Source organism: Rhodopila sp. (assembly GCF_965276935.1).
GTDB lineage: Bacteria > Pseudomonadota > Alphaproteobacteria > Acetobacterales > Acetobacteraceae > Rhodopila.
Window position 1 is genome coordinate 1,493,928 of record NZ_CBDIBS010000003.1, and the last position, 23,576, is coordinate 1,517,503.

Consider the following 23,576-nt stretch of genomic DNA (forward strand, 5'->3'; position numbering starts at 1 on the left):
GACTGCCCGCGGCGGGTCAACCCCAGTCGATCATCACCCGCGCGCCGGCTTGCTCCAGGGCGGTCATCATCCGCGCGATCAACGCATTGTGGCTTGCGTGCGACAGACCTTCGCGCGCAGCGCGGCTGTCGGCGTAGCTTCGCGCGGTGCGATAGCGGACGAGCGCGACCGCATCCGGGGCATCTGGCGGGGCGCTTTCCCGGTACAGATCCACGCTGGCGCGCACCGCGCGCTCGATCCGCGCGTTGAGCTGGGCCAGTTCGTCGGCCGCGCCGGGCGGAATGCCGTTCCGCCCGGTTTCCCAATGCACGATGGTGCGTTCCGCAACCTGGTGGAAGGCCGCGGCATCCCGGGCCGACAGCCCGCAGACCTCGCGCAGCGTGCGATATTCGGCGGCGTTCACGGCTCGCCCGTAATCTCGCGGACTTTCGCCTGCAAATTCTTGAGCTGGCGCCACATCACGCTCATCTGCTCGCCCTGCAGGCGGACGAGCTCACGGGTGTTGTCGTTGGCGCGCTGCATCGCGTCGGCCGCACCCATGTTGACCCCGATGTCGTCGCGGATCGCGGTCAGTCCGTCCTGCAGACGGTCCATCCGCGCCATCAAGTCAAGCCGGAGGGCGGTTTGCCCGGCTTCCAGGCGGCGCAGTGCGGCGAGGATCGGATCGTCGCCCGAAGGGCGTGCTTCTGGCACGACGCTCACGCGCGGACCTCGGTCAGCGCCAGCGCCCGTTTCATCTGCGCCGCGCGCGGCCGCACCCCGGTGGCGAACGCGCTGGCCACGGCATCGAGCGCGAGCAGATCCTGCATCAGGGCATGCGCCGGCGAGCCGATGGTCAGGGGCACGCCGCGCGCGAGCGCCTGTGCCGCCAGATCCGGGTCGCGCGCCTTGATCGCGGCGAACGCCGCGATGCAGCGGTCGTGCAAGTCGCGGGAGATGCTTGCCATGAGTGCCTCCTGAAGGCTGGCATCGGGCCGATCCCGTCGCCAATGTGCGTATAATAGGAACAGACTTGAGGCGGCGTCAAGCGGCATGGGTGCACATCGCCGCGACCGTCCGGCAAGACTAGGTCCTGGGTTTCTCGCGCCTTGCGATGCGTTCTGAGTGCACCAGCAGCGTATCGAGTTCGTCCAGGGTCAGATCAAACGCGAAATCGAGGTCGTTCCAGAACCGGGCGGCGTCGAAATAGGCCGTCAGGACATCGTCACCGTTGCGGCCGTGGGGGCCAAAAAACCCATGATCGCGGTGGAGATCGCCATGAAGTCGGCGGCCGACAGCATCTCGACGCTGCGGATCGGCAGGTTGGCGCAGACGCCGATCAGCTTGCCCATGCCGGCGGGGTTGATCTCGATGCCGGTCTCGCCGCTGTCTTCCTGGGTGATGATGCGCATCACCGAGCCGGCCTTCATCAGGTGCCGCCCGGTCGGCGGGGTGATCGTCACGGTCGAGATCGTCGCCAGGTTGATGTCCTGGATCGGCGTCGACAGCGTGACGGTGATCGGGTCACTCACGGCAGCAGCTCCTGCACGTCGGTGCCGCTGAACTTGATGGTGTACTTGCCGCTGATCAGATCGAGGTCGATCTTGTCGGCGACGAAGCCGTTGCGCAGCACCCAGGTCTTGCCGTTGCGGTTCTGCGCCTGGATGGTGACGCCGACGACGCCGCGCAGCGTGGTGACCGACTGGGCGGGATCGTCGAACAGCTCGACCTCGATCATTGGCGGGTCGTATTTCTCGGTCCAGTTGCCGGTCGGGCCGGACGGTCCGATCGCCGGCGTCTTGATGATGCCGCCGGGATCGACCTTGATGCTGCCGGCCAGCGAATACAGCGTGCCGCCGACGGTGAACTGGGCGGTGCCGCCGTAGGATACCCCAACGCTCATGTTCAGTTTCCAGTTTTCAGTCGTCGGTTGTCAGAAGGGAGGCAGGCGGGATCACGCTCGGTCGTCTCGTCTGATCACTGACGACTGAAAGCTGATGACTGCTTCTCGGGGTTTGCCCGTTTTCGTCGATGGTTTGCCCGATGGTCTGCCCACGGGTGCGCTGGGGCGGCAGGCCGCGTGCGGCGCGGGCATACTGGCGGATCATTGCCGCCGCATCACGGCCAAGCGCTTTCGGCGGTTTGCCGCCGGCCGCCAGCGTCGCACCCACCGCCGCGTTCACCGCGGCGGCGAAGTCGGCGAGATCGATGTCCGGTGTTACCGCGGGTTTTGCTTCCGGTTTGCCTGGCGGTATGACCAGGTTAGCCGCCTGCTGGTCAGCCAGGCGGTCAACCGCGTCGGTCAGCCACTGCGCCATGGTCTGGTCCTGTGCATGCGCCGCTTTCAGGGCTTTCTGCCGGGTCTCGATCGGAACGGCCTTGATCGTCCAGGGGGCCTGGTCTGCCATGGTTTGCCTCGCGGTTTCCCGGCAAGGTTTGCCCATCGGTCCGACCAGCGTCAACCGGCGGGTTTGCCTGTTTTCGCGGCAGGTTTGCCCACGGGTTTGCCCGGCGGAGCGCCGCCGTTTGATCAGGCGGCAGCGGCAGCGCAAACTCGGTGATCGGCGGCGTCCCGCAGGACAAAGCCGAGCAGGCGGCCTGTCATTGTGCCTGGCAGTCGTTCCGTGTGCGCTTGGCTGCTGTGGGTCGGGCGGCGTTAAGGGGGTCAGAAGTGCCGAACGAGATGTCGGATAGTATCAAGCCGTGGACGATCAGAAGCATACCGCCCGAAGAGCGTGACGCCGCGAGCGAGGCCGCGAGGCGGTCCGACCTCACGCTGGGCGAGTGGCTAAGCCGCGCCATCCGCGGCCAGATTCAGCGGGAAAGCCAAGAACCTCCGGTGGCCGGCGGTCACATAGTCGTGCCGGACGTGATGCGGATCGCCGGCACTTTCCGTGATCTGGCAGCGGCCGGGGTGCCGATTTCCAAGGCCAACGCAAAGCGGCTTTGCAAGGCCCTGCTTGCCCCGTTGCCGTCTGGCAAACGACCGCTGCGGCGGAAGCCGGACAATCCCGCGACCGAAGTCTGACAGACGGACCAGAGAGAATTGCTGCCTGATGGTCTCCAGCCGTCAGGCCGATACCGACCAGGGTGGATCCAGGGAAGACGCCGAGCGGAACCATGGTTCCGACGTGCTATGTGACGCACTCCCGGCATTCAGGAACTAAGTTTTGGGATTCGATTCGTCAAGGTTCGCACCGCGACCTGTCTGAATTCGACTTCCGATCTTCCTATCGGATCAAGACCGGGTTCGATGACATGGCGCGGATGGATCACCCGGCCGCGCGAACAGCGCCCCTCCCTCGCCGGGCTGCCAGCCAACATGTTGGCTGGGGACCCGCCGTGCTCGGTCGCCCTTCAGGCGACGACGCCTGGAATGACGCCTCACGCCGCCGCGGTGGACGCGGCGTTGTTGTTCACCGCAGTGTTCAGGTGGAACTGGCAGGCCACCGCGAAGATCGCCAGGCCGCTGACCAGGTAGGGATCGAGCAGCACGTCCAGCCGGGTCGGGTCATTCGCGTTGATGGTGACGATCAGGCCGGCGGCGAAGGCGGTGCTGTTCTGCGTCAGGCCGAGGTCTTCCAGGATGGTGTATTCGGCGACCAGGTCGGCGCGCACCGTGCGGGGCGAGACGGCGGCGATGCCGGCGCCGATCGGCGTGCCGTCGGCGACCAGCAGCACGCGGCCGTAGCGCTGCGTCACCATCGCCTGCAGGGTCCGCAGCACCGCCATCAGGGTGTAGAGCGTGCCGACGTCCAGGTAGGACTGATCGGCCACGCCATAGGGGTTGGTCTGATAGGTGGTGACGCAGCGGATGACGCGGCACAGGCCGGTGCGGTCCCATGACAGCAGGCTGATGCCGGTGGTCAGCAGGCTCTGCATGGTAGACACCGACGGCAGCGCGCCGGGGCCGGCCGGCGGCGCCATCACGCCATAGGCCGGCAGGGTCTGCAGCGGCAGGTTGGGTTGCGCCACCAGGCTCGGCACCACGGCGGCGGTGGCGGCGGCGGCGACCTTCCAGGATGGCGTTGGCGTGCCGTAGGCGCCCCAGATGACCTGGTGCTGGTCGTTCACCGTGCCGCCGAGGGTCAGCAGGTTGGCGTCGGTGTCGACATCGGCGGCGAACACGCCGCCGTAGAGCTGGTTGATGTAGCTCCAGCGGCCGGCGCCGTCGGACATCATCGCCGTGCAGGCCGCCAGCGCGGTGGGATCGTTGTAGCCGCAGATGATGAAGTCGAAGTCCTGCACGCCGAGGGCGGCGGCCATGCCGGTCAGCAGCGGCACGCCGGCGCCGCCGGAGAAGCCGGTGACGGACACGGTCAGGCCGGCCGGGGTGGACTGGCCGGCGACGGACCCAAGGTAGTTCAGGCCGAGCTGCAGGGCGTTGGTCTCGATCAGCTTGTGCTTGCTGGTGAAGCTGACGGTGCCGCTGGCGCTGGTCGCGGTGACTGGAAAGAGGCCGGCGTTGACCGCGGTGGCGATGGCGGCGGCGACCGTCGCGGCGGCTTGGCCGGAGGTGACGCCGACCTGCAGCAGGACGTCGCCGATGTAGAGCGACAACGTGCCATTCGCCGTCGCCGTGCCGCTGATGACCAGGCTGCCGGTGGCCGCGGTGCCGCCGCCAGGATCGGTGACCGGCAGCACCCACAGCTCGGTATAGGGGTCGTTCATGCGGTAATAGGCGACCATCTCGGCCAGCATGGAGCCGCGGCCGAACTGCGCGGCGGCGGCCTGGGCGGCGCCGACAGCGCCGGTGCCGGACGGCGGCGGCATGAACACCGGCGCCAGCGGCACGGTGTTGAGGCTGCCGCCGATGATCAGCGCGCGCTGGTTCTGCTGGTTCGCACCGGCCTGGCTGTTGTTGACCTCGGCCCAGAACAGCGGCACCCGCAGGTTGGGCGGGATGGTATTGAACGAAACGGCTTGGGCGGAGACGTTGCCGGACATTGGTTCAGGTTCCCGTGGTCAGGAATTCGGAATAGATCGTCGGGCCGCTGGATCCGGGCAGCCTTGTGGTCACGTCGAGCCCGGACAGCACGGTGGTCGGGTTCGGCTGGTAGGTCTCGAACCAGCTCATGGTGATCTGGATGCGGGCATCGCCGGTGATCCAGTCACCGCCGTCCTTGTAGGTGCTGGTGACGCGGACGCTGGCGATGTTGCTGGCCAGGGTGACGAAGACCGGATCGCAGAACAGCGCGGCCTTGGTCTGAAACACCAGCGTATCGAGGTCGCCCAGCACGTCGGCCAGGCGGGAGCGCTGCGCCAGCGCCTGGATCGTCAGGTTGCAGGTGACGGTGAAGCGCACGGCGGTGCCGGCGGTGCTGTCGGTCTGGCCGGACTGGTCGGCGAACACCACCAGGCGAGGCGCGTCGCCGGGCTGCAGCGGGTCGATCCGCTCCTGCTCGACCGCGTCGCCGGCCAGCGTGCCGGCGGCGAGCAGGATGGCCGCGGTGGTGGCGCGGATGGTCGCGGCCTGGTCTTGCAGCGCACTCATCGTCATTGTCGCGTCAACCACGCGTGCGAGGTTCGTATCATCCGAATCGGGCGCGCGGATCGTCGCGCGAACAGCGCGCCCTTCGATCGTTGCGTCCGTAACCGTCTGGGAAACGAAGCATGAATCCGAGCAACGACGACCTTGACGACCATGCCGCCAAATTCAACTGCGTCGATTGCGGCTTGCCTGTGATCAGCTTCACGCACCTGCCCAGCCAGCCGCATCGCTGCGCCGCCTGTGGCTGGCTGGCGGCGCTGCCAGACGACATGGAGGCGGCCGAGAAGGCCGAGCTGCGCGCGATGATGCGCGCGCGGGGTGTCATCGGTGACGGCTGAGCGTTCCGCCATTGTCATACCGCCGGCAGGCGGAGCTTGGCCGCTTCCGCATCAGTGGCGGAGCGCAGCGACAGGCGCAGATCGCCGAGGCCGTCCGGCTCGACGTTGGTGATGACATACAGCACGCCGCGCGCCCGGATCAGCTCGGCCTGGTTCGGCGGTGCCATCGGGAACAGCGACGCGCGGATGGCGACGACGGTGCGGTAATCGACGATCTCGACGCCGTCCTGCAGCTTAATTTCCATGTAGCGGTCGTTGAAGATGCCGGGCAGCGGCGTGGGCGGACCGGAGGCCGGATAGTAGGTGACCAGTTCGCCGAACGTGGCGTGGCATGGCGCCAGCACCAGGGCGTCGAAGTCAATCATGACCAAAAGGCCGCGAAGCGGACTGACGTCATGATGCGCCGGGCGATGTCAATCGCGCCCACGGCCAAAGGCTCGCGTCGCCTGAAGGGCGCGCTGTTCGCACGGAGCGAGGCGACGCTGTGATGTGCCGTAAGGCGTCTGCCGCACCCATGGAAGCAGTTTCCGGTAATCAGTCGTCAGTCTGCAGAGCGGCGGGTGAAGCAGCGCTCGGTCGTCTGGCTTTCTGACGACTGACGACTGATCACTGACCACTGCGCGCCGGCGCTTCCAGGTGTCCCGCGGCGTCCAGTTCGTCGGCCACCTGGACCGGCAGGGCGATCTCGGTGCCGGCGGGAAAGCCGACGCTGCCGCCGGGCAAGTAGAGCTTGCCTTTGGTCGTCACCAGGCGGGTTTCATCGCCTGAAGCGCGCGTCTGCGTTTCATCCGCCATGATCTTAGGCCTCGTAACGGCCGGACTGCAGCATGTCCGGGCGGGTGCAGATGTGCAGCGGATAGGCGGTGGCCTCGATCTCGACCTTCTCGTTGCGCTTCTCGTCCGGAATGATCCGCACGTAGCGCGGCTTGCCCGGCTGGTTGACCCACTCGAACGATTCGCCCGGCGCCATGCCCTTCTGGAACACCCCAGGCGCGCCGACCGGGAAGAACTTCACCTTGTCGATCGGGATCGCGACGGTGCTGTTGTCGTCGCTGCCGCGGTAGTTGATCCAGGTGATGTTGCCGAACTGGAACTGCTCGAACGCGTTGAACGCGGTGCCGGTGCGGATCTCGCGCGCGTCCATGAAGTTCAGGTAGGTGCTGCGGACGTCGGCATGGTTGACGAAGGCATCGAAGAACTCGTCGCCGCACAGCCCGACCACCCGGGTGGTCGGCCGCCAGGTGCCCTGCGCCGCGCGACGCATGGCACGCGCGATCTGGTTGCACAAGGGCCGGATGGTGCCGGTCGGCGCGGTGGCGCCGGCGGCGAGGTTGAAGCCGATCTCGGCCGGCTGCGTCAGCTCGAACTCGCTGAACCAGTTGTGGATCACCGAGCCGTCGACATCCAGCAGCAGCCCCTGGATGGCGGCGAGGCGGTGGTATTCCTCGGTGTAGTCGAGGTTGGTCAGGATGCCGGTGGGGCCGGCCAGGCGGCGCTGCACCTCGGTGACAAGCTGCATCAGCACGGTCTGCGCGACGCCGCCGGTGCCGATGAACTCGCGCACGTTCTGGATCTCGCTGCTCAGGATGGTGTCGCCGTGGAACAGCCGGGGCACCTCGAAGTAGCGCATCTTGCGCTTTTCGGTCACCCGCTCGGTGCGCGGCGCGCCGCGCGGCGTGGTCGGGATCAGCACCAGCAGGCCGTCGCGCTCCTCCACCGCCATCGCCGTGGTGCGCAGCGGCACGTCCTCGAAGATGTTCATGTCGCCGATGCCGACCGGCACATAGGGGATGCGATCGACCCACGACGTCAGCGACACGGTCGAGAAGGCATCGTTGCGAAAGACGTTCAGAATGTCCACGGTCTACTCTCCAATCGGCGGGCGGTGATATCCCGCGATCAGCGGGCGAGGATGTCGTGCGAATAGCGCGCGAGGATGTCGTGCGAAGGGCGCGCGAGGATGTTCTGCGAAGCGCGCGCGATGATCTCGCGCGGTCAGCGGGCGATGATGTTGTGCGTCGCCAGCGCCGCCAGCGCGGTGGCTTCCAGCGCCGCGACGCTGCCGCTGTTGACGATCGACGGATCCCACTGCAGCTCGGCGCGGTTGACCTCGCAGTTGCGCGCCATCACGGTGACCTTGGTGGAGCCGCCGGCCGGCACCCAGACCAGGTTATACAGCACGCCGACCGCCGGCAGACCGACAGCCCCGGTGTAGGAGACGAACGCGCCGGTGCCGGGCAGCAGGGTCAGGGTGAAAATGTCGCCGGCGGCGAAGGCGGTGCCGCCGGCGTTGATCATGAAATCGATCTCGGCGCCGGCATAGGCGGTGCCGACGGTGGCCGGACCCATGGCGTCGTTGTTCGGATCGGTGAGGTTGAACGACGTCGCACTGGTGGCGAGCAGCGTATAGGCGCCGAGCACCGCGTTGTTGCCGGCGGTGATGGCGGTGACCGAGCCGTTGCCGTGGTTGGCGCCGCCGGCGGTCACGGTGGGCGTCGCGGTGGTCGCCTGCGCCAGCACCAGGCCGGCTTCCTGCACGATGTCGGCGGTGCCGGTGTTGTAGATCGTGCCGAGGCTGCGCGACAGCTTGCCCGGCGCCTCGCTGACGATGAAGCCGCTGGTGTACCAGTTCTCGGTCAGGACGGGGGAGACCATGGGGGATGGGTCCTATCGTTTCGGTTAAGTCATGTCGTGGTGATGCGCTGTTCGCACGCACCCAGGCCCTGCCGCCGCTAACGCGATCGAGCGGGCCGGAAACCATTGGCCATCGCCTGGGCGTCCCACAGCGCGTCGATCGCCGCCTGGCCCTTCGGCGCGGCGGCGGCGCCGGCACCGGGGCGCAGGTTGCCGTATTGCGCCATGCGGTCGGCCAGCCGGCCGCCAGCGGCCTTCGGCGCGGCCTCCAGCAGCGCGATCGCCTCCAATCGCGGCAGGTCGGTGGTCAGCGCCAGGCGGACGGCGAATTCCAGGTTGGCCGCGGCGGCGGACGATTCCAGGATGGCGGCGACGCGGGCGCGCTCGCGCAGCCGCATGGCACGCGAAGGGGTGCCGGCGCGCATGTCCTCGCGGTCGTCATCGTCGTCGTTGTCGCCTTCCTCGCCCTCGCCGCCTTCGTCTTCATCCTTGCTGTCGTCGTCCGTCTTGCGCTTGCCCTTTGCCGTCTTGGCCTTCGCCGGCTTGGCGGGCTTGTCGTCCTCGGTATCCTCCGGGGGATCCTTTGGCTCGGTGGCGGCGGCTTCCTCGTCTGCCTCGGCGGCGGCCATCTCCTCATCTTCCTCGGCCGCCGGCTTCTTCGTCGCCTGCAAGGCGCGCTGTTCGCGCGACGCGGCAGCGCCGATGCCACGGAAGGCAATCGTCGACAGGCCGGCGAGCAGCCCGCCGCGTATGCTGCCGCCCGGGCCGCTGCCCGCCGGGACGCGCACGCGCGGCCGCTCGGTCGTTTCAACCATGGATCACCCTTTCAGAGTCGTTGCAGGAATGCGTCGAACGCTTCGTCCGGGGCGGCGACGCGGTCCGCCAGCTTCAGCGCCACCGCCGCCGGCCCCTGGAAAGTCCCCGCCTCGGTGTCGCGCACGGCTTGCACGGCGATGCCGCGGTTGCGCGCGACGGTGGCCTCGAATAGCGCGCCGATGCTGTCCACATCGGCCTGGAAGCGATCGCGGGCTTCCTTCGCCAGCGGCTGGAACTGGTTGCCGTCGGCCTTGCGCTTGCCGTGCGCGATGACGTTGACGGTGATGCCCTGCTGGTCCAGCGCGCGCGAGAGGTCGACGCACATGGCGATGACGCCGATCGAGCCGGCGCCGCCGGTGCGCGGCACGGTAATGGTGTCGGCGGCGCTGGCGAGGCAGTATGCGGCCGAGTAGGCGCTTTCGTTCAGGATCGCCCAGATCGGCTTGACGCCGCGCGCGGCCAGGATGGTGTCGGCCAGGTCGAACACGCCGGCGACCTCGCCGCCCGGGCTGTCGATGTCGAGCACGATGCCGCGGACGTCCTCGTCCGCCATCGCACCGAGGAATTTGCAGCGGATTCCGGAATACGATGTCATCCCGGAATAAGGATGCAGCGCCCCGCGTTGAATAAGCGTGCCCTGGATCGGGATGATGGCAACGCCTTCCGGCGTGATGCCGTAGGGTCGTTCCGGTGCTGCATCGCTGTCCAGCGCGTAGCCGGCCATCGCGACGGCCGCGCCATCGCCACGCGACAGTTGGGTGACGCCGAGGCGTTCGGCCAGCGCCGCCATGATGATCTCGGCCTTGGCCTCGGTCAGCATCAGCGGGGTGTTGAAGACCCGGGCCGACAGAAAGGCAAAGTCGCCGCTCATTCCGCCAACGGCTTCTTCTCGACGTCCTGCGCCGGCAGTCCGGCCCAGTCCGGCAGCCGCAGGCCGCGCGCCTTCATCTGCGCCTGCTCGACTGCGCGCTCGTCCAGCACATCGAGGTAGTAACGACCCGAGATGTTCGACGTGACATCCTGCAAGGTGGTCATCGCCGCATCCAGCTTCAGCACCTCGCCCTGCGGTTCCTTGACCGGATCGACCCAGCCGCGGCCGGGGCCGATCCATTTCGCATGCGCATAGGCCGAGCGCAGGTCGGCGAAGGGCGGGGCGTTGGCCGGCAGGATGTCGGCGAGGTGGGTGTCGAGCGCTTCCTCCAGCCAGGCGCCGTAGATCTGCGCGCCGTAGCGGCTGGCGAAGCTGGCGCGGCGGCGGACCAGGGTGCGCCAGGCCTGCAGCATCGCACCGCGGAAACTGCTGTAGTTGGTGTGGCGGAAGTCGCCGCTGACCTCCTCGTAGCTCTGCCCGGTGGTGGCGGCGAAGTTGCGCAGGAAACTGGTCTCGAACGCATCGAAATCGTCGGCGTGGTTGCCGCCGGCGGCGGTCTCGATGCTCTCGCCCGGCGCCAGCAGCGGCATGCGCACGCCGCCCAGCGAAACCCCGCCGGCGGTCTTGTTCCATTGCGCCCGCGCACCCATCATGCCGACGAAGACGTCCTCCGGATCGCCGGCGCCGTCGCCATAGGTGCCGTTGTCGATCGCCATGCGCACCTGCTCGGGGTCGTAGGGCGATTTCAGGAAGAAGCCGACGATGGTGCGCAGCACGGCGGCCTGCAGCGTCGCGGTGTCATACTTCGACAGCATCTTGAAGCGCGACAGGATCGGCGTCAGCACGCTGTTGCCGCGGTGCTGGTCGGCGCGTTCCTTGTCGAAGAAGTGCACCACCACCGGCCGGCCCCACGGTGTCTCGCGCGGGAAAAACTCCCAGATCATGCTGCGTTCGGCGTCATACCAGTCGTTCTGGTGTGCCTGGCGGATGTGGTAGCCGACCGGGGCGCCGAAATCGTCCACCTGGACGCCGCCGCGGCGGTCGTGGGTGTCGACCATCTGGTACGGGTTGGACAGCCGGTCCGGGTCGATCACCTGGTGCACCGTGCTGTAGCGGGCGGCACCTGGCCCGGCCCGCTCCGGCGCCCACAGGTTCATGCCCAGCGCATCGCCGTCGATCAGGTAGTGCATGAACGCCAGGTAGCACTGCTGCGTCATCGTCAGGGTGCGCGCGGCATCGGACTGAAAATTCAGGTCGTCGGCCCAGAGCGACCACTCGGAGCGGACGGCGGCGGCGAACTCGGCCGCCCAGGTGGCATCGAACGCCTTGTCGTGGCGTGATAAGGCGCGCCAGTTGGGCGCCGGGATCGGATGGAAGTCGGCGCCGATCGCGGCGTCGGCGATGCGCCCGACGATGCCGCCGCGGGCCCAGCCGTCGTTGCGCACGATGTCGCGGGTGCGCGCCACGACGCGGTCGCGGTCGAAGTTGATCTCAGCGTCGGGGCCGCGCAGCCAGGGCTGCCAGTCCGCCATGTCCTGGCTGTAGGGCACCTGGGCGTCATAGGGGAAGCCGGCGCCGATCGCCCCTTCGGTCAGCGCCGCGCGCGGCCGCGGCGGCGTGGCCTGGAGAGGACGCATCGGTTGGCCGAGCGAGTCGAGGATGGTCATGCGAAGCGCACCCCGATGGCCCGCCGCGCGCGCAGGCCAAGCGCGGCCTGCAGCTCGGCGATGAGCTGGCGCAGCCGGCCGGAGTCGGCGCGGCTGTAGGTGACCGAGCGGTTGCCCTCGCCCTGGGCGTAGGACACGGTGGCCACCAGGGCGCCGGTCTCCAGGTTGATCAGCGCCTGCTGCGCCTGCATCAGCGCGGCCTGCAGCGCCAGCACCGACAGGCCGGCGAAGGTGCCGGAGACAGGCGGGCAGACCGTCGGGATCGTCTGCGACATCAGGCGCGTCGTTCGTCGCCTGGAGGGCGACCGAGCACGCGAGGGAGGGGCGCTGTTCGCGCGACGGACGCGCTGTCCGCACGAGGCGGCCAGCGCCAGGAACAGGTCTGCCGCATCCCCTCATGCGCTTCCCGCACGCCGCCCTGCCAATAGGGCGTGGCGAACGGCGGCATCACCAGCAGGTTGCAGCAGGGCCGCGGATTGCCCTGCTCGTCGAACACATCGCCGATGATGGCGACGAACTCGTTGCCGCCGACCTCGACGCCATGCGCATCCGGCAGCCGCGGCCCCGGCGAAAACAGCACGATGCGCCCGATGGTCGGGCGGACGGCGCGCGCTTCGGGCGACGTGCGAATCATGTCCTTGGGGTCTTGTCCCAAGGGAACACCCGCTTCGGACGATGCGCGGACAGCGCGTCCTTCGGACGACGGTGCTTGCGTGTGCGGCGCGTCCGGGTCGCCGTCCGGCGTGTTGGTTGGTATGAGATGAAGCATCAGGTCCCTTCAGGCTTTCCGTTTACGTATCAATCACCGCAGCATCGCCGCGATGCGGTCCAGCCGGTTGACCGCCTTGCGTGGCGCCGGCGCGGCGACCACGACCGGCGCCGCCGGCGCTTCGGCATCCCGCGCCACCGCCGCGATCGACACGATCAGCGCGTTCCTGTCCCACTCCGCCGCCCACAGCGGCGGGCGGCTCCAGTCCAGCTTGGCCGGCTGGTGCAGCCGGCGCACCACGTCGGCCATCACCATCAGGTCGGTGACCTCGTTGCGCGCGCCGCTGGGGTTCTCCCAGCGGCCATCCTTGCGGCGGGTTTCGGCGACGAGCTGCTCGAACCAGGCGTGCGGCGGTTCCGGGCTGCGCAGCGCGGCCGGGAGGTGGATCGCGCGCGGCCCCGGATCGACCCGGGCGAGCTGGCCGGCCAGCGCATCCTTGAACCAGTTGGCGTTGAACTGGCCGATCGGCACCTGCCCGGTGGTCACCACGCGGCGGTCCTTGCGCGCGGTGTCCGGGTAGGTCACCAGCAGCGGCTGCGCGCCCAAGGTGCCGATGCCCTTCAGCGGGATCACCGTCCAGGCGTCGCGCCCGTCCACCCGGCCGCGCAGGGTGACATGGCGCCGCGCCTTCAGCCGCAGCCAGGCGGCATAGGCCTCCTGCGTCACCCCTGCCCCGCCGGCGCTGTCGTAGCCGATGCCGCGCAGCTTCATGCCGCGCGGCGAGCCGTCCGCCAGCGGCCAGGCGGCGTTGATCAACCACCCCAGCAGATCGTCCCAGTCGCGGCTGGAGGTGGCCGGATCGCCGGCGCGGCGCTGGTGGTCGACCACGCAGCTCTCCTGCTCCGGGCCCCAGCCGCGCACCAGGATCTCGAAGCGGTTGGCCTGGATGTCCACGGCGGCGGTCAGGAAGCGCACCCAGGTGGGCACGACGCCGAGTCGCAGGCTGTCCTCGGCCCGGTCGGCCAGGCTGTTGGCGTCCAGCGCGCCGACCTGGCGCACCGGATCGAACGGGATACCCCACTGCTTGACCACGACCTGGCGCAGCGATTCGTCGCTGCCGGTGGCCTCGGACTCGCGGGACGCCTTCACGCGGGCCCGTACAAGCCCGCCCAGGCCGCCCATGACGAACGGGGACATCAACCCCGTGATCCAGAAGCCGGCGGCGTCACGCGCCTCCAGCGAGCCGTGCACGGTGCCATCCACGTCGATGCCCTGCCCCAGGCCGATCCAGCGCAGCGTCTGGATCATCTGCCGGCGGTGGCTCTCGTCGAGGATGCAGCCGTTCACCGGGCAGATCAGGCGGGCCTGTTCGGCGATCTCGTCCAGCGGTCCGTCGGCCGGGTGGTCCACCGCCATGACGCGGGACGCCACCGGGTTGGGCGACGACCAGGCGCCGCATTCCGGGCAGCTCCACCAGCCCAGGCGGCGGTCGGATTCGGCGAACAGCGCCATGATGCCGCCGGTCCAGCCGGCCGGGCGGGAACCCGTCGCCAGGTCGGGGTGGCTGATCGCCACCAGCTTCGACTCGCGGCCATAGGTCTGCCGGCGGATGTCCAGCAGCGCTTTCGGGTCGCCCAGGCCCGGGTCGTAGGCGTCCCACTCGTCGGCGACGATGCGCGGCGCCCGCTTGTTGATCATCGCGCTGCGCGTGGCGCCGAGGAACTCGATGGTCATGCCGCGGAAGCGCTTGAAGCCGAGGCTGTCATCGACCGCGCGCAGGCCGCGCTGGGCGCGCAGGATGGCGTGGTCGTCGAGCAGCGGGTCGATGCGGGTCTTGACGAAGGCCTGGGTCACCGCGTCGGTCTGCAGATACCACAGCATGTCGGCCGGATCGCCGTGGATGGCCGCACCCAGCCAGTTCAGCGCCACCTCGGTCTTGCCGCACTGGCCCGGGCCGACGATCGCCACGGTCAGGTAGCGGTGGTCTGTGAGAACCTCCATCGGGTCGCGCAGGTAGGGGGCGATGTCATGGCGCCAGCGGCCGACGTAGCCGCCGCCCTCGTTGGCCAGCCAGCGGTGTTCCGATGCCCAGTCGGCGACCGAGCCGCGGCGCGGCGGGTTGAAGGAGGCCTCGAACACCTCCGCCACCAGCCGCCCCGCATCGAAATACGGCGCCTCAGGCGATCCGGCGCTCGGCATCACCGGTCTGGGTCATGTCGGCTGGGAGCAGGCCGTCGGGGAGCAGCCCGGCGTCCATCTTCAGGTCGGCGATCAGTTGCCGCTGCGCCTCGCCCAGGCGGTCGAGCAGGCTGCGGATGACCGAGTCCGGCAGGTTGAAGTCCCGCCCGGCCTGGCGGATGGTGGCGAGCTGCGCGCGGTTCCAGCGGGCGACGGCGGCGGTCAGCGCCTGGCGCTGCGCCGGCACGCTGACCAGGAAGCCGCGCTTCAGCCGCAGCTCGTCCTCGGCCGCCAGCGAGCGGATCAGCTTGAGGCGGTCGCCGGGGTTGATCTCGCTGGGCTGATCGGAGGTCGACTCCAGCGGCATGGCGAGCTGCGCGATCTGTTCCTGCTTGCGCAGTTCGGCGGCTTCTTCCTCGCGTTCCTTCGCCGCCATGAAGGCGCGCACCGCGGTCGCATCGAACTGCCACTCGCGGCCGTTGGTGCCCTCCTGCAGGACCGGGAAATCGGTGTAGCGGTCCAGGTAGGCGTTGATGGTGGGCAGCGAGACAGCCAGCACCCGCGCAAGTTCCCGCTTGTTCACCCGAACCGCCACGTCGGCACCGGACGACAACGAGAGGGACAACCGAAACCCCTTTTGTTTTGCAAATCGAGAGCCACAAACCGGGGCGTCAAATACCCGCGGTTGGGCCGGCCCCCGAGGAGGGACCCGTGGGCGTTAGTGGGCGGTCGCTAGGGCTTCGTAGAGGCGGCGGAGGAGGGCGGGCAGCCAGGTGTGGGCGAACGTGGCTTGGACGCGGGCGTGGTAGCCCAGGCGGGCGTGGTAGTGGGTCTCCGGCTCGAAGGCGGTCAGGCGGGTGAGGTGGTGGTTGCTCAGGCGGCGGAAGTAACCGCCGATCGCCGCCTTGTTGCCGGGGGTCTGCGCGGCGAGGAAGACGATGGTGTTGGTCTCATCCACCTTGGGCGGGGCGGCCTGCTCGACCTTGGCGGCGCGGCGGCTGGCGCTGAGGCGCTTGCGGCGGGCGCGCTGGTCGGCTTTCGCCTGGGCGCGAAAGTTCTTCAGCGTGCTGTTGGGGATGTTGCCGTAGGCATCGAGCGGCGTGCCCTTGCCGGGCAGCACCAGCGCGGTGCCGGGCTTGCGGGTGTTCTGGCCGGGCGTCCGGGTGCCGCCCTGTTCCTCGGCCAGCAGGTAGGCGGCCTGGATCGGGCGGAGCGTGACGGTGCTGACCAGGTGGTCGCGGGTGGCGGCGAGGTCGCGCGGAGCGATCGCGGCGCGCTCGGTGAACGGGATCGGGCGGTCGAAGACCTCGGGCATCGCCTTGTTCACCGCGACGCTGGCGGCCTGGGTGCAGTCGTTCAGCGCGCGCGCGGTGGCATAGCGGAGCTGCTTGTCGGCGAACAGCGTCAGGGCGCGCTCCATGCGGGTCAGGCCGGCGGTGTCGACCTGGAAGTTCAGCATGGCGGCCTTTGCGGACTGGAAGCGCCGGACGGGCGGCGCGGGCGCGGCGCTTAGGCGTGGCGCGGGATCGGTCGGAAAGCCGGTCGATCCGGTGATTTCGACCACCGATTGCGGCCCGCGCATGAGACTCGCGTTACGATAGCGATTTCATGGCATATTTTTGATCAGCTTGAACAGCCCCATTGAAAATTATTTCGTGCGTGCAGCGCGCGGACGATGAGGTCGATGGCCTCGGCGTGCCAGCGCTGGATGGCGCGGTAGTCGCAGCCGAGCACCTTGCCGACGCGGCGCCAGGTGAACAGGTGGCGGTCGGTGACGGGGTGGACCAGCAGGCGGGCGCCGACGATGCGGCGCAGCACGTAGCGGTCATTCGGGATCAGGCTGAGCCAGCGCAGCGCCTGATCCATCTCGGAGATGGCGCGGGCGCGGGGGACGGGCGGACGGATCGGCAGCTCGGTCCAGCCGTAGGCCTCGATGGCGTTGCGCACCACGTCGAGGCCGCCGGCGGACAGGCCGGGACTGAAGCCGCAGCCGGGCAGCGCGAGCAGGGTTTTGCCGGCGGCTTCCAGAGTGGCGGTGACATAATTTGCATCATAAATGATGTTTGAAACATCACAAATCATGGATTTTATCATTTCGACACACGATTCTTAACAACCTTAACAACCTTTTTAACAACTTTTTTAACAACCTTTATATATATATATCAATAGGTTATAGAGAGTTGTTAAGTTCGTGATCATTGTTAAGCGCAAAATCCTCTCCATGGGAGAAAAACGCCTATAGGGCGAAAATCGGGGTTTTCGCTTAACAACCCACACAATATTGATATTGTTAGGCTTTTCGCTTAACAACCTTTTTAACAACCCGGATTTTTTTAACAACTACATCACTGAAATCATTGAGACTTCGCGTGAAGCGTTGTTAAATGCCTATTTTATGAGCTGTCTTCAGGGGGTAAAAGCGTGTCTTTCGGCAGCCAAATGGCATAGCCGGTGATCGCGCCGATGCGGATCACCCGGCTGGACGGCAGCGCGTCGCGACTGCGGGCGAGCGCGGTCAGCCATTTGCGATCGTCAAAATCGGTGTTGCGAAAGATGCCCTCCAGGATGGGGTGGCGGTTGGCAATCCAGATGCCGGCGCCACGGCCGACCCGAGGCACGGGTTTGTGAAATTTGGCGTTGAAGCAGTTGGTGCAGGTGCAGGCGCTGCCGTCCGGCGGCGGTTTGTCCCGCAGGCAGGCCAGCACCGGGCGGATGCCGTTGCGGGCGAGCAGGTCGGCGGCGGCGGCCGGCACGCGCAGTTCGTCGCCGAGGCCGTAGGCGGTTTCCAGCAGCTCGCCGATCGGCTCGCGGTCGGTGGAGCGGTGCAGTTGAACGTGCGACGCCAGCAGATGCTGCAAGGCGCGGCGGGGGGCGTCGTCGGCCTCGGCCTGCGCGGCGGTGACGACGAAGCCGCCCAGCGCGGCGATGCCCTCACGCAGGGCGCGGGTGTCGGGCAGGCCGTCGTTGGTCATGACATACCAGCCGGCGAGCAGCGCGCCCTTGCTGTCCATCTCGCGGGGCGAGCAGCCGGCCTCGGCCAGGTGGGTGCGGAACAGCATGAGGGATTCGGTATAGCGCTCCAGCGCGCCGATGGCACGCCCCCAAAGGCCGGCGGCATGGGCGCGGGCGAAACCGGCGATGCGGCGGTGGTTTTCGGTGCCGTCGGCGCCGTCCGGCGGGGTTTGCAGCTCGATCAGCACGAAGCGGCCGAGGTGCTGCGGCTGCAGCGGCGGCGGGTAGATGCTGAACATGATGACGCTGGAGACGATCTCGGCGGTGCGGCCCTTGCCGTCGACGGTGCCGCGCGCGAGTTTCGTTCCCTCATCGCCGGACGACGACAGCACGATGTCGAGCAGATCGCGGCCGCTGGACTGATTCCGATCCGATGCCTCATCGATCAGCGCCGGGATGGCGCGGCTGGCGATGGTCTGCTCCATGCCGGCCTTGGAGGTGTCGTTGCTGTAGTCGTGCACCAGCCAGGCGGCGCGGATCACCTTGAGCAAGGCCGACTTGCCGCTGCCGGCCGGGCCGGTGACGAAGCCGTTGAGCCGCCATTGCAGGGCGCCGCACAGCCAGCCGCTGTAGAGCAGGCCGATCAGGGCGATGCCGGCGGCCGGGTTCTTGTAGTTCCAGGCGGTTTGCAGATCCTGCTGCAGATCGCGGGCGACGCCAGGATCGCAGGGGATGCCGGGGCGGGCGATCGCCTCGGCGGCGGCCCAGATCTGCTTGCCGGTGCGAAAGCCGGGTCTGCGCCAGGTGTCGCCGACCAGCACGGTGTCGCCGCAGTGCACGATCGGCATGGCGTCCTCGCCGCGCCAGACGCCGGGCTGGCGCAGGGTGATGCTTTTGCCCCACAGGCCCTGGCGGGCGGCGCGGGCGATCAGCTCGTGGGCGACGGCGTTGACGCGGAAATCGACGGTGCGGATGGTTTTCTGGCCGTCGGCGGCCTCGAACTCCTTCTTCACCGGGAACTGCGCGCGCGGCCAGGTGTCGTCGCCGCCGAACAGGCTGATCAGGTTGTGGCGGTTGCCGAGGTCGCGAGCGGACAGTTTTCGCGGCTGGCCGGCGATGTCGAGGAACATGTAGCTGCCGTCGGCATGGCCGAGGGCGGTGATCGGGCAGTCGTCGGGCGGGTCGGGCGTGGGGTCGGGGCTGTGGTTGCCGGCTTTGCCGCCGCCGCTTTTGCCGCCGTCGACCACCTTGAAGGCGCGGTCGGCGCCGAGCACCGAATCGCGGATGCGTCTGGTCGCCGGCGTGCTGGATGTGGGCGGTTTCTTGCCGGTCATGCGGCGAACGTGAGCATGTCGTTGAAGTCGCTGGCGTTCTGGGCGCGGGCGATGCGGACCTCGCGGCCGGCGTCGATGTGGCGCTCGATGGCGCGTTGCAGGGCGACGCGGGCCTGGGGATGCGTGTCGTTGTCGGCGGCGAGGATGACCATGCGGACCTGCGCGGGCAGCCAGACGGGGCCGAGGTTGCCGAGCGAGACGGCGCAGAGGATGCGCAGCTCCGGGCAGGCCAGGGCGATCGACAGGCAGGTTTCGATGCCTTCGCCGATCAGCACGGGTTCGTCCGGTGGGGCGTCGCGCAGCGGCCGGCCGGAGGCGCCGCGCCAGAGGCGGATCGAGCCGCCGGCGAAGTTGCCGATCGACAGCTTGGCGTTGGTGTTGCGCAGCTTGATCCAGCCGCCCCCGGCGCGTTCGAGGTAGGTGCGGTGGGTGGCGATGTGGCGGCCGTCGGGGCCGGCGATGGCGGCGATCATGGCGGGGCAGCGCAGGCCGGTTTCGCGGTGCGGCAGATCGGCGTGGTAGCGCAGCGCGCGGGGCTGGCGGCCGAGCGCGGCGAGATCGATGCCGCGGTCGCGGAGGTAGCTGGCGACCGGGGTGAAGGCGAGCGCCGGCGCGGCCTGCAGGTAGAGACGCAGAGCGTATGCGCGTTTGCGGGCCTCGTCATCGACCTGGGTTGGCTGGGTTCGCGGTGGGGGACGGATGGGTGCCGGGGCGTTGCCGCCATGGCCGAGCCAGGCGCGGGCGGCGGCGTAGGCGGCTTTCTTGTCGCCGGCGTGGCGGCAGGCGGCGAGCAGGTCGAGGGCGTCGCCGAACTCGCCGGTGGCGGCGTCCTGCCAGCGGCCTTGCTTGGCGCCGCGCAGATGCACCCACAGGCTGCCGCCTTTGGTGTTGTCGGTGCCGCCGACCGTCCAGTAGGCGGATTTGCGGCGGCCGGCGGGGAGCAGGTCGGCGCACAGCGTCTCGATTTGGCGGGCCAGTTCGGCGGCGAGGTCGGCGGCGGTGGGGGCGGTGGGGTGGTTCATGCGACGGAGCTGGGTGGAGGTTTGACGTCGGCCGCCGGGCGCGCTGTCCGCCGCACGACAAAGCCCGGATGGCCGAGGGCGTGCGCCTTGCGGTTGACGATGGCGAGGTTGAAGCCGGCGACGTGGTGGATGCCGCGCGCCTCGCCCCACTGGCGGATGGCTTCCTGGCTGGCCTCGATCGGGGCGGCCGGCAGGGTGCCGGCCTGGCGGGGGACGGGATCGAGGGCGGGCGGGGTGGCGATCGGCGGCGGGTCGGATACCGGCGCCGGTGGCGGTTCAGGCGGCTTGGCGATCGGTGGTGGATCGTGTGGCGCCGCCGGCGTGGGAAGGATCGCGCTCGCCGCGGCGCTGGCCGGCGGTGTGCGGTAGTGTGGAAAGCTGGCGGGACGCATACTCGGCGGACGCCTGAGACCGAGCCTGAAGGCGGCCTGGTCGATGGCCTTGGATTCGGGCAATGGGATGTCGGACAGCGGACGCAATGCCGCCGCGATCGCCTGATACGGTGTCTCGGTTGGCCACAACCGGGTCAGTTCGATCTTTCGGGCGGCGGTCAGCCATCCCTTGGGCGAAGCATAGCGGGCGACCTTTCGATCGCCCGCTGAAGTTGGGCCGGCGGCGCGACCTGGCCCTTCCGCCGGCCGTTGGGGCTTAGGGGAGGACGGTCGCAAGTCACCGGGGACGTCGTGCGAACAGCGCGCCCTTTGGACGTCGTGCGAACAGCGCCCCTCCCTCGCCGGGCTCCCAGCCAACATGTTGGCTGGGGACCCGCCGTGCTCGGTCGCCCTTTGGGCGACGGCCTGCTCCGGCACGGGGACGACCGGAGAAGGGGAGTGCGGCAGAGTCGATGCAGCGATCCGGGCCAGCGCGTCAGCGATGACGCCGAGGACGCGCAGCAGCTCGTCGCTGGCGGTCAGCTTCAGGGTGAGGCCGAGATCGAGCTCAGGCATCGGTTGCCTTGCACGACAGGGGACGCCGGGCTGGCCGCGACCAGGGCCAGCAGGCGGCGCACCAGACCTTCGTCGGGATCTCCGGCGCCGGGTGCAGCGGCACGATCCGGGCGGCGGGATCGGCGGTCTCGGCTGCAGTGCCGGGGGCGCAGGCGAACCAGTCGGGCGAGCCGCAGGGGCATCGCAGCGCCGGCAGGGTGATGCGCGCGCCGTCGATTTCGACCATGGTCATGCCGCGATCGGTCATGATGCGAGGCGGCCGCGTTCCCAGGCGAACCAGCTTGGCGCGCCGGGGGTGGCGAGGACGGTCGGCGAGCCGGTGATGCGGATGGCGAGCTCGTGCGGATGGCCGGTGCCGGGGACCACGCCGGCGCGGCCGCGCCACAGGTCGATGTGACGGCCGGCGTGCAGCTTGCGCAGCAGGGCGATCAGATCGGCGCCGAACTCGGCCTCCAGCACGTGGCGGGTCGGCAGCCGGCCGCCGGCCTGCTCGATCTGATGCAGGTAGGCCATGATCTGGCCGGGACGCCCGTCGGGTCCGGTCAGGTCGGCCGGCGGCGCGGCGTCGTCCGAAGGACGCGCTGTTCGCGCGTCGTCCGAAGGGCGCGCTGTTCGCGCGGCGGCGATGACGGGCAACCGAGCACGCGAGGGAGGGTTGGTGCGCGCCAGGCTTTTGGGGGTTCGTCCCGGCGGCGCGGCGGCGGAGAGAGTGGGTGGTAACGCGGGCGTCGCGCGGGCAGCGCGCCCTTCGGGCGACGTGGCCAGCAGCGTGGCCAGCCGTGGTGGAATGGTGGCCGAGCGCGGTGGCGGGGTGGGCCAGGAGGCGATCAATGGCTGTGGACGCGGCGCCGGCTGGCGGGCGACGGCGGATGGCATGCGGGCGCCATCGGCGGTCTGCACACCGTAGGTCATGCCGGTGGCACTGCGCACCTGGCCGGCAATCTGCTGCTCCGGCGGTGGATGGCCGGTCAGGATGATTTTCGTGCGGACAGCGCGCCCTTCGGGCGTCGTGCGGACAGCGCGCCCTTCGGGCGTCGTGCGGACAGCGCGCCCTTCGGGCGTCGTGCGGACAGCGCGCCCTTCGGGCGTCGTGCGGACAGCGTGCCCTTCGGGCGACGTGCGCGGCGGCTTGTTGGTGGGGCGACCGAACATCAGCCGCAGCCTGGTCCGATGGCGCCGGGATCGGCCGGGTCGGTGAAAGCTTTCCAGTGGCGCCAGCCGTTGGGGCAGAGAAAGCCCCATTCGCGGCGCCGTGGGCCGGTAATGAACAAGGTCCAGACCGGCTGGTCGTCGATCAGCGCGACGCGGTGCGCGGTGACGGCGCGGCGGAGGATGGGGCGGAACGGGCGGCGCAGGCGGACAGTCAGCTTCCCTGGACCGGTGACGAGGTGTTCGCGGTAGCGGCCGCGCAACAGGATGGAGAGGCTGGCCCAGGGGTGATCGTGCAGCGCGCGGTCGTCATCACTGCGCAGGAAATGGTGCAGGTAGAGGTTGCACCAGCGGTTGCGCGGGATGATCCACCAGCGCCGGAGGTAGGGGGTATCGGGACCGCCGATCATCACATCGGGCGGGCGAGCCAGCACGCGGGCGAGGGGTGCGATGGCGAGAGTGTGAAAATGGCGCATTAGACAACCATACGTTTCGTTATTAGTATGACAGGATTAGAGGAGCAGTGATTATGAATGTATGGGGGTTGATCGGCGGCGTTCTGCTTTGGCTGAGCAGCACAGCCTTGGTTGCGCAAGTATTCGGACTGACGACGATCAAGTCGCAGGACAGGCCCCAGGGCAGGCCGCGTCAGGGTGGCTTTGGCGGCTTGTTCGGGATATTCGCGGTGGGGTTGCTGCTGGCGGCGGCGAACGGCGGGCTGCCGCGGGCCGATGGCGCGGCTGTCGGGTTCTGGCTGCTGTGGCTGGGTTTCGTGGCGATGCTTGCCATTATGACACGCGCGCGCGCCTGGTATCGGCGCTTTAGGGCGATCCGGCTGGAACAAAAGGCCGCGCGGATCGCGCCACGTGATGTGGCGGAACCGGCTTCGGTCGTGCCGTCGGCCGCCGCGCTCGAACCGCCGATCCCGGCCAAGGTGGATCGGCTCGGCTTTGACGTGATCCTGACCTATGCCCGACGCGGCGCGAAGCCCGAGCAGCGACAGGTGACGGTGCGCGCGATCGAGACCGGCCGGGATGAGGCCGGGCGTGCGGTGGCGGTGATGATCTCGGGCTACTGCCATTTGCGCAAGCGGCCGCGCAGCTTCCTGGTGGCCAGCATCCGGGCGATGGCCGATGGCGCCACCGGCGAGGTGATCCGCGATCCGGGCGCGTGGCTGCTGGAGCGGGCGAGCGAGCCCGCGAGGGCGGGGCTGGAGGCGGTTGGATGAGCGGTCTAGGATCACCAGGTGACCGCGCGTGACCAGGAAGATCGCGGACCGTGAAGCGGGCCAAGATGCCGAGCACGCGAGGCTCAGGATCTCAGGATCGACCAGATGACTGTGGACATCGAGAAGATGCGGTTCGACATGAAAGCCGAGAACAGGAAATTCCTGGTGCAGGCGATCGCCGGGCTTGGCACCGCCTTTGCCGGGGGGGCTGCCGTGCTTGGACTGGTGCTGCACGCGATGGGCAAGCTGTAGGCGATG

At 68.9% G+C, this 23,576-nt stretch carries 31 protein-coding genes; 4 read left to right on the top strand and 27 right to left on the bottom strand.

The window, feature by feature from the left end:
- Positions 1-16: 16 nt before the first annotated feature.
- From ACQY4S_RS14750 to ACQY4S_RS14775, 6 genes are all read right to left on the bottom strand, one after another.
- On the bottom strand, positions 17-403 hold the full coding sequence (locus ACQY4S_RS14750) for a helix-turn-helix domain-containing protein (RefSeq protein WP_428485949.1): 387 nt from the start codon (positions 401-403) through the stop codon (positions 17-19).
- Positions 400-702 carry a hypothetical protein gene (locus ACQY4S_RS14755; protein ID WP_428485950.1) on the bottom strand — a complete coding sequence of 101 codons (303 nt, stop codon included), beginning with the start codon at positions 700-702 and terminating at the stop codon, positions 400-402. The genes ACQY4S_RS14750 and ACQY4S_RS14755 overlap by 4 nt, the downstream gene beginning before the upstream one ends.
- Positions 699-947, bottom strand: coding sequence for a hypothetical protein (locus tag ACQY4S_RS14760; RefSeq protein WP_428485951.1), 249 nt, complete (start codon positions 945-947; stop codon positions 699-701). The genes ACQY4S_RS14755 and ACQY4S_RS14760 overlap by 4 nt, the downstream gene beginning before the upstream one ends.
- 246 nt (positions 948-1,193) lie before the next feature.
- Complete coding sequence (locus ACQY4S_RS14765; protein ID WP_428485952.1) at positions 1,194-1,511, bottom strand: phage tail assembly protein; 318 nt, start codon at positions 1,509-1,511, stop codon at positions 1,194-1,196.
- Complete coding sequence (locus tag ACQY4S_RS14770; RefSeq protein ID WP_428485953.1) at positions 1,508-1,882, bottom strand: phage tail tube protein; 375 nt, start codon at positions 1,880-1,882, stop codon at positions 1,508-1,510. The genes ACQY4S_RS14765 and ACQY4S_RS14770 overlap by 4 nt, the downstream gene beginning before the upstream one ends.
- A 16-nt stretch (positions 1,883-1,898) precedes the next feature.
- Positions 1,899-2,387 carry a hypothetical protein gene (locus tag ACQY4S_RS14775; RefSeq protein ID WP_428485954.1) on the bottom strand — a complete coding sequence of 163 codons (489 nt, stop codon included), beginning with the start codon at positions 2,385-2,387 and terminating at the stop codon, positions 1,899-1,901.
- A gap of 149 nt (positions 2,388-2,536) precedes the next feature.
- On the opposite strand from ACQY4S_RS14775, the gene ACQY4S_RS14780 reads away from it, so the two are divergent.
- Positions 2,537-3,007: a hypothetical protein gene (locus ACQY4S_RS14780; protein ID WP_428485955.1), complete on the top strand. Its 471-nt coding sequence runs from the start codon at positions 2,537-2,539 to the stop codon at positions 3,005-3,007.
- A gap of 356 nt (positions 3,008-3,363) precedes the next feature.
- Here ACQY4S_RS14780 and ACQY4S_RS14785 read toward each other — a convergent pair whose 3' ends face one another.
- Together ACQY4S_RS14785 and ACQY4S_RS14790 are read right to left on the bottom strand one after the other, a co-directional pair.
- Entirely contained in the window at positions 3,364-4,926 is a 1,563-nt protein-coding gene (locus ACQY4S_RS14785) for a phage tail sheath subtilisin-like domain-containing protein (protein ID WP_428485956.1), read from the bottom strand.
- Between the two features lie 4 nt (positions 4,927-4,930).
- Positions 4,931-5,494, bottom strand: a complete 564-nt coding sequence (locus ACQY4S_RS14790) for a hypothetical protein (protein ID WP_428485957.1) — start codon at positions 5,492-5,494, stop codon at positions 4,931-4,933.
- Positions 5,495-5,592: 98 nt separating this feature from the next.
- On the opposite strand from ACQY4S_RS14790, the gene ACQY4S_RS14795 reads away from it, so the two are divergent.
- Complete coding sequence (locus tag ACQY4S_RS14795) at positions 5,593-5,808, top strand: hypothetical protein (protein WP_428485958.1); 216 nt, start codon at positions 5,593-5,595, stop codon at positions 5,806-5,808.
- Between the two features lie 14 nt (positions 5,809-5,822).
- On the opposite strand, the gene ACQY4S_RS14800 is transcribed toward ACQY4S_RS14795, so the two are convergent.
- From ACQY4S_RS14800 to ACQY4S_RS14890, 19 genes are all read right to left on the bottom strand, one after another.
- A complete protein-coding gene (locus ACQY4S_RS14800) occupies positions 5,823-6,173 on the bottom strand; it encodes a head-tail joining protein (protein WP_428485959.1) in 351 nt (116 codons plus the stop codon).
- Positions 6,174-6,414: 241 nt separating this feature from the next.
- Entirely contained in the window at positions 6,415-6,603 is a 189-nt protein-coding gene (locus ACQY4S_RS14805; protein WP_428485960.1) for a hypothetical protein, read from the bottom strand.
- 4 nt (positions 6,604-6,607) lie between these two features.
- Positions 6,608-7,669 (bottom strand): major capsid protein, encoded by a 1,062-nt coding sequence (locus tag ACQY4S_RS14810; RefSeq protein ID WP_428485961.1) that lies wholly within the window; start codon positions 7,667-7,669, stop codon positions 6,608-6,610.
- Between the two features lie 134 nt (positions 7,670-7,803).
- Positions 7,804-8,463, bottom strand: a complete 660-nt coding sequence (locus tag ACQY4S_RS14815; protein ID WP_428485962.1) for a head decoration protein — start codon at positions 8,461-8,463, stop codon at positions 7,804-7,806.
- Between the two features lie 77 nt (positions 8,464-8,540).
- Positions 8,541-9,257, bottom strand: a complete 717-nt coding sequence (locus tag ACQY4S_RS14820) for a hypothetical protein (protein WP_428485963.1) — start codon at positions 9,255-9,257, stop codon at positions 8,541-8,543.
- Positions 9,258-9,268: 11 nt separating this feature from the next.
- On the bottom strand, positions 9,269-10,129 hold the full coding sequence (locus tag ACQY4S_RS14825; protein ID WP_428485964.1) for a S49 family peptidase: 861 nt from the start codon (positions 10,127-10,129) through the stop codon (positions 9,269-9,271).
- Positions 10,126-11,796, bottom strand: coding sequence for a phage portal protein (locus ACQY4S_RS14830; RefSeq protein ID WP_428485965.1), 1,671 nt, complete (start codon positions 11,794-11,796; stop codon positions 10,126-10,128). Before ACQY4S_RS14830 ends, ACQY4S_RS14825 begins: the two co-directional genes overlap by 4 nt.
- Complete coding sequence (gene gpW, locus ACQY4S_RS14835) at positions 11,793-12,071, bottom strand: gpW family head-tail joining protein (protein WP_428485966.1); 279 nt, start codon at positions 12,069-12,071, stop codon at positions 11,793-11,795. Before gpW ends, ACQY4S_RS14830 begins: the two co-directional genes overlap by 4 nt.
- The gene (locus tag ACQY4S_RS14840) at positions 12,071-12,565 is read right to left on the bottom strand and encodes a hypothetical protein (RefSeq protein ID WP_428485967.1); all 495 of its coding nucleotides are present in this window, start codon (positions 12,563-12,565) and stop codon (positions 12,071-12,073) included. The genes gpW and ACQY4S_RS14840 overlap by 1 nt, the downstream gene beginning before the upstream one ends.
- 33 nt (positions 12,566-12,598) lie before the next feature.
- Entirely contained in the window at positions 12,599-14,704 is a 2,106-nt protein-coding gene (locus ACQY4S_RS14845) for a terminase gpA endonuclease subunit (protein WP_428486285.1), read from the bottom strand.
- Positions 14,682-15,308, bottom strand: coding sequence for a terminase small subunit (locus tag ACQY4S_RS14850; protein WP_428485968.1), 627 nt, complete (start codon positions 15,306-15,308; stop codon positions 14,682-14,684). The genes ACQY4S_RS14845 and ACQY4S_RS14850 overlap by 23 nt, the downstream gene beginning before the upstream one ends.
- A 93-nt stretch (positions 15,309-15,401) precedes the next feature.
- Complete coding sequence (locus ACQY4S_RS14855) at positions 15,402-16,265, bottom strand: hypothetical protein (protein WP_428485969.1); 864 nt, start codon at positions 16,263-16,265, stop codon at positions 15,402-15,404.
- A gap of 41 nt (positions 16,266-16,306) precedes the next feature.
- Positions 16,307-16,765: a DUF6362 family protein gene (locus ACQY4S_RS14860; RefSeq protein ID WP_428485970.1), complete on the bottom strand. Its 459-nt coding sequence runs from the start codon at positions 16,763-16,765 to the stop codon at positions 16,307-16,309.
- Positions 16,766-17,079: 314 nt separating this feature from the next.
- A complete protein-coding gene (locus ACQY4S_RS14865) occupies positions 17,080-18,912 on the bottom strand; it encodes an ATP-binding protein (RefSeq protein ID WP_428485971.1) in 1,833 nt (610 codons plus the stop codon).
- Between the two features lie 56 nt (positions 18,913-18,968).
- Complete coding sequence (locus ACQY4S_RS14870; protein ID WP_428485972.1) at positions 18,969-19,994, bottom strand: DUF7146 domain-containing protein; 1,026 nt, start codon at positions 19,992-19,994, stop codon at positions 18,969-18,971.
- Positions 19,991-20,941, bottom strand: a complete 951-nt coding sequence (locus ACQY4S_RS14875; RefSeq protein WP_428485973.1) for a hypothetical protein — start codon at positions 20,939-20,941, stop codon at positions 19,991-19,993. Before ACQY4S_RS14875 ends, ACQY4S_RS14870 begins: the two co-directional genes overlap by 4 nt.
- The gene (locus ACQY4S_RS14880) at positions 20,934-21,188 is read right to left on the bottom strand and encodes a hypothetical protein (protein WP_428485974.1); all 255 of its coding nucleotides are present in this window, start codon (positions 21,186-21,188) and stop codon (positions 20,934-20,936) included. Before ACQY4S_RS14880 ends, ACQY4S_RS14875 begins: the two co-directional genes overlap by 8 nt.
- On the bottom strand, positions 21,185-22,093 hold the full coding sequence (locus ACQY4S_RS14885; RefSeq protein ID WP_428485975.1) for a hypothetical protein: 909 nt from the start codon (positions 22,091-22,093) through the stop codon (positions 21,185-21,187). The genes ACQY4S_RS14880 and ACQY4S_RS14885 overlap by 4 nt, the downstream gene beginning before the upstream one ends.
- On the bottom strand, positions 22,093-22,566 hold the full coding sequence (locus ACQY4S_RS14890) for a hypothetical protein (protein WP_428485976.1): 474 nt from the start codon (positions 22,564-22,566) through the stop codon (positions 22,093-22,095). The genes ACQY4S_RS14885 and ACQY4S_RS14890 overlap by 1 nt, the downstream gene beginning before the upstream one ends.
- Positions 22,567-22,613: 47 nt before the next feature.
- Here ACQY4S_RS14890 and ACQY4S_RS14895 point away from each other — a divergent pair, with 47 nt between their 5' ends.
- Together ACQY4S_RS14895 and ACQY4S_RS14900 are read left to right on the top strand one after the other, a co-directional pair.
- Positions 22,614-23,318: a hypothetical protein gene (locus ACQY4S_RS14895; protein WP_428485977.1), complete on the top strand. Its 705-nt coding sequence runs from the start codon at positions 22,614-22,616 to the stop codon at positions 23,316-23,318.
- Positions 23,319-23,423: 105 nt separating this feature from the next.
- Positions 23,424-23,570, top strand: a complete 147-nt coding sequence (locus tag ACQY4S_RS14900; RefSeq protein WP_428485978.1) for a hypothetical protein — start codon at positions 23,424-23,426, stop codon at positions 23,568-23,570.
- Positions 23,571-23,576: the final 6 nt, after the last annotated feature.

Bases quoted from the DNA above. Each gene is read 5' to 3' on its own strand.
- ACQY4S_RS14760 (WP_428485951.1), bottom strand. From the start codon at position 947: ATGGCAAGCATCTCCCGCGACTTGCACGACCGCTGCATCGCGGCGTTC.
- ACQY4S_RS14770 (WP_428485953.1), bottom strand. From the start codon at position 1,882: ATGAGCGTTGGGGTATCCTACGGCGGCACCGCCCAGTTCACCGTCGGC.
- ACQY4S_RS14775 (WP_428485954.1), bottom strand. From the start codon at position 2,387: ATGGCAGACCAGGCCCCCTGGACGATCAAGGCCGTTCCGATCGAGACC.
- ACQY4S_RS14785 (WP_428485956.1), bottom strand. From the start codon at position 4,926: ATGTCCGGCAACGTCTCCGCCCAAGCCGTTTCGTTCAATACCATCCCG.
- ACQY4S_RS14795 (WP_428485958.1), top strand. From the start codon at position 5,593: ATGAATCCGAGCAACGACGACCTTGACGACCATGCCGCCAAATTCAAC.
- ACQY4S_RS14800 (WP_428485959.1), bottom strand. From the start codon at position 6,173: ATGATTGACTTCGACGCCCTGGTGCTGGCGCCATGCCACGCCACGTTC.
- ACQY4S_RS14805 (WP_428485960.1), bottom strand. From the start codon at position 6,603: ATGGCGGATGAAACGCAGACGCGCGCTTCAGGCGATGAAACCCGCCTG.
- ACQY4S_RS14815 (WP_428485962.1), bottom strand. From the start codon at position 8,463: ATGGTCTCCCCCGTCCTGACCGAGAACTGGTACACCAGCGGCTTCATC.
- ACQY4S_RS14820 (WP_428485963.1), bottom strand. From the start codon at position 9,257: ATGGTTGAAACGACCGAGCGGCCGCGCGTGCGCGTCCCGGCGGGCAGC.
- ACQY4S_RS14825 (WP_428485964.1), bottom strand. From the start codon at position 10,129: ATGAGCGGCGACTTTGCCTTTCTGTCGGCCCGGGTCTTCAACACCCCG.
- ACQY4S_RS14830 (WP_428485965.1), bottom strand. From the start codon at position 11,796: ATGACCATCCTCGACTCGCTCGGCCAACCGATGCGTCCTCTCCAGGCC.
- gpW (WP_428485966.1), bottom strand. From the start codon at position 12,071: ATGTCGCAGACGATCCCGACGGTCTGCCCGCCTGTCTCCGGCACCTTC.
- ACQY4S_RS14840 (WP_428485967.1), bottom strand. From the start codon at position 12,565: ATGCTTCATCTCATACCAACCAACACGCCGGACGGCGACCCGGACGCG.
- ACQY4S_RS14845 (WP_428486285.1), bottom strand. From the start codon at position 14,704: ATGCCGAGCGCCGGATCGCCTGAGGCGCCGTATTTCGATGCGGGGCGG.
- ACQY4S_RS14855 (WP_428485969.1), bottom strand. From the start codon at position 16,265: ATGCGCGGGCCGCAATCGGTGGTCGAAATCACCGGATCGACCGGCTTT.
- ACQY4S_RS14860 (WP_428485970.1), bottom strand. From the start codon at position 16,765: ATGATTTGTGATGTTTCAAACATCATTTATGATGCAAATTATGTCACC.
- ACQY4S_RS14870 (WP_428485972.1), bottom strand. From the start codon at position 19,994: ATGAACCACCCCACCGCCCCCACCGCCGCCGACCTCGCCGCCGAACTG.
- ACQY4S_RS14875 (WP_428485973.1), bottom strand. From the start codon at position 20,941: ATGCCTGAGCTCGATCTCGGCCTCACCCTGAAGCTGACCGCCAGCGAC.
- ACQY4S_RS14880 (WP_428485974.1), bottom strand. From the start codon at position 21,188: ATGACCGATCGCGGCATGACCATGGTCGAAATCGACGGCGCGCGCATC.
- ACQY4S_RS14885 (WP_428485975.1), bottom strand. From the start codon at position 22,093: ATGTTCGGTCGCCCCACCAACAAGCCGCCGCGCACGTCGCCCGAAGGG.
- ACQY4S_RS14890 (WP_428485976.1), bottom strand. From the start codon at position 22,566: ATGCGCCATTTTCACACTCTCGCCATCGCACCCCTCGCCCGCGTGCTG.
- ACQY4S_RS14900 (WP_428485978.1), top strand. From the start codon at position 23,424: ATGACTGTGGACATCGAGAAGATGCGGTTCGACATGAAAGCCGAGAAC.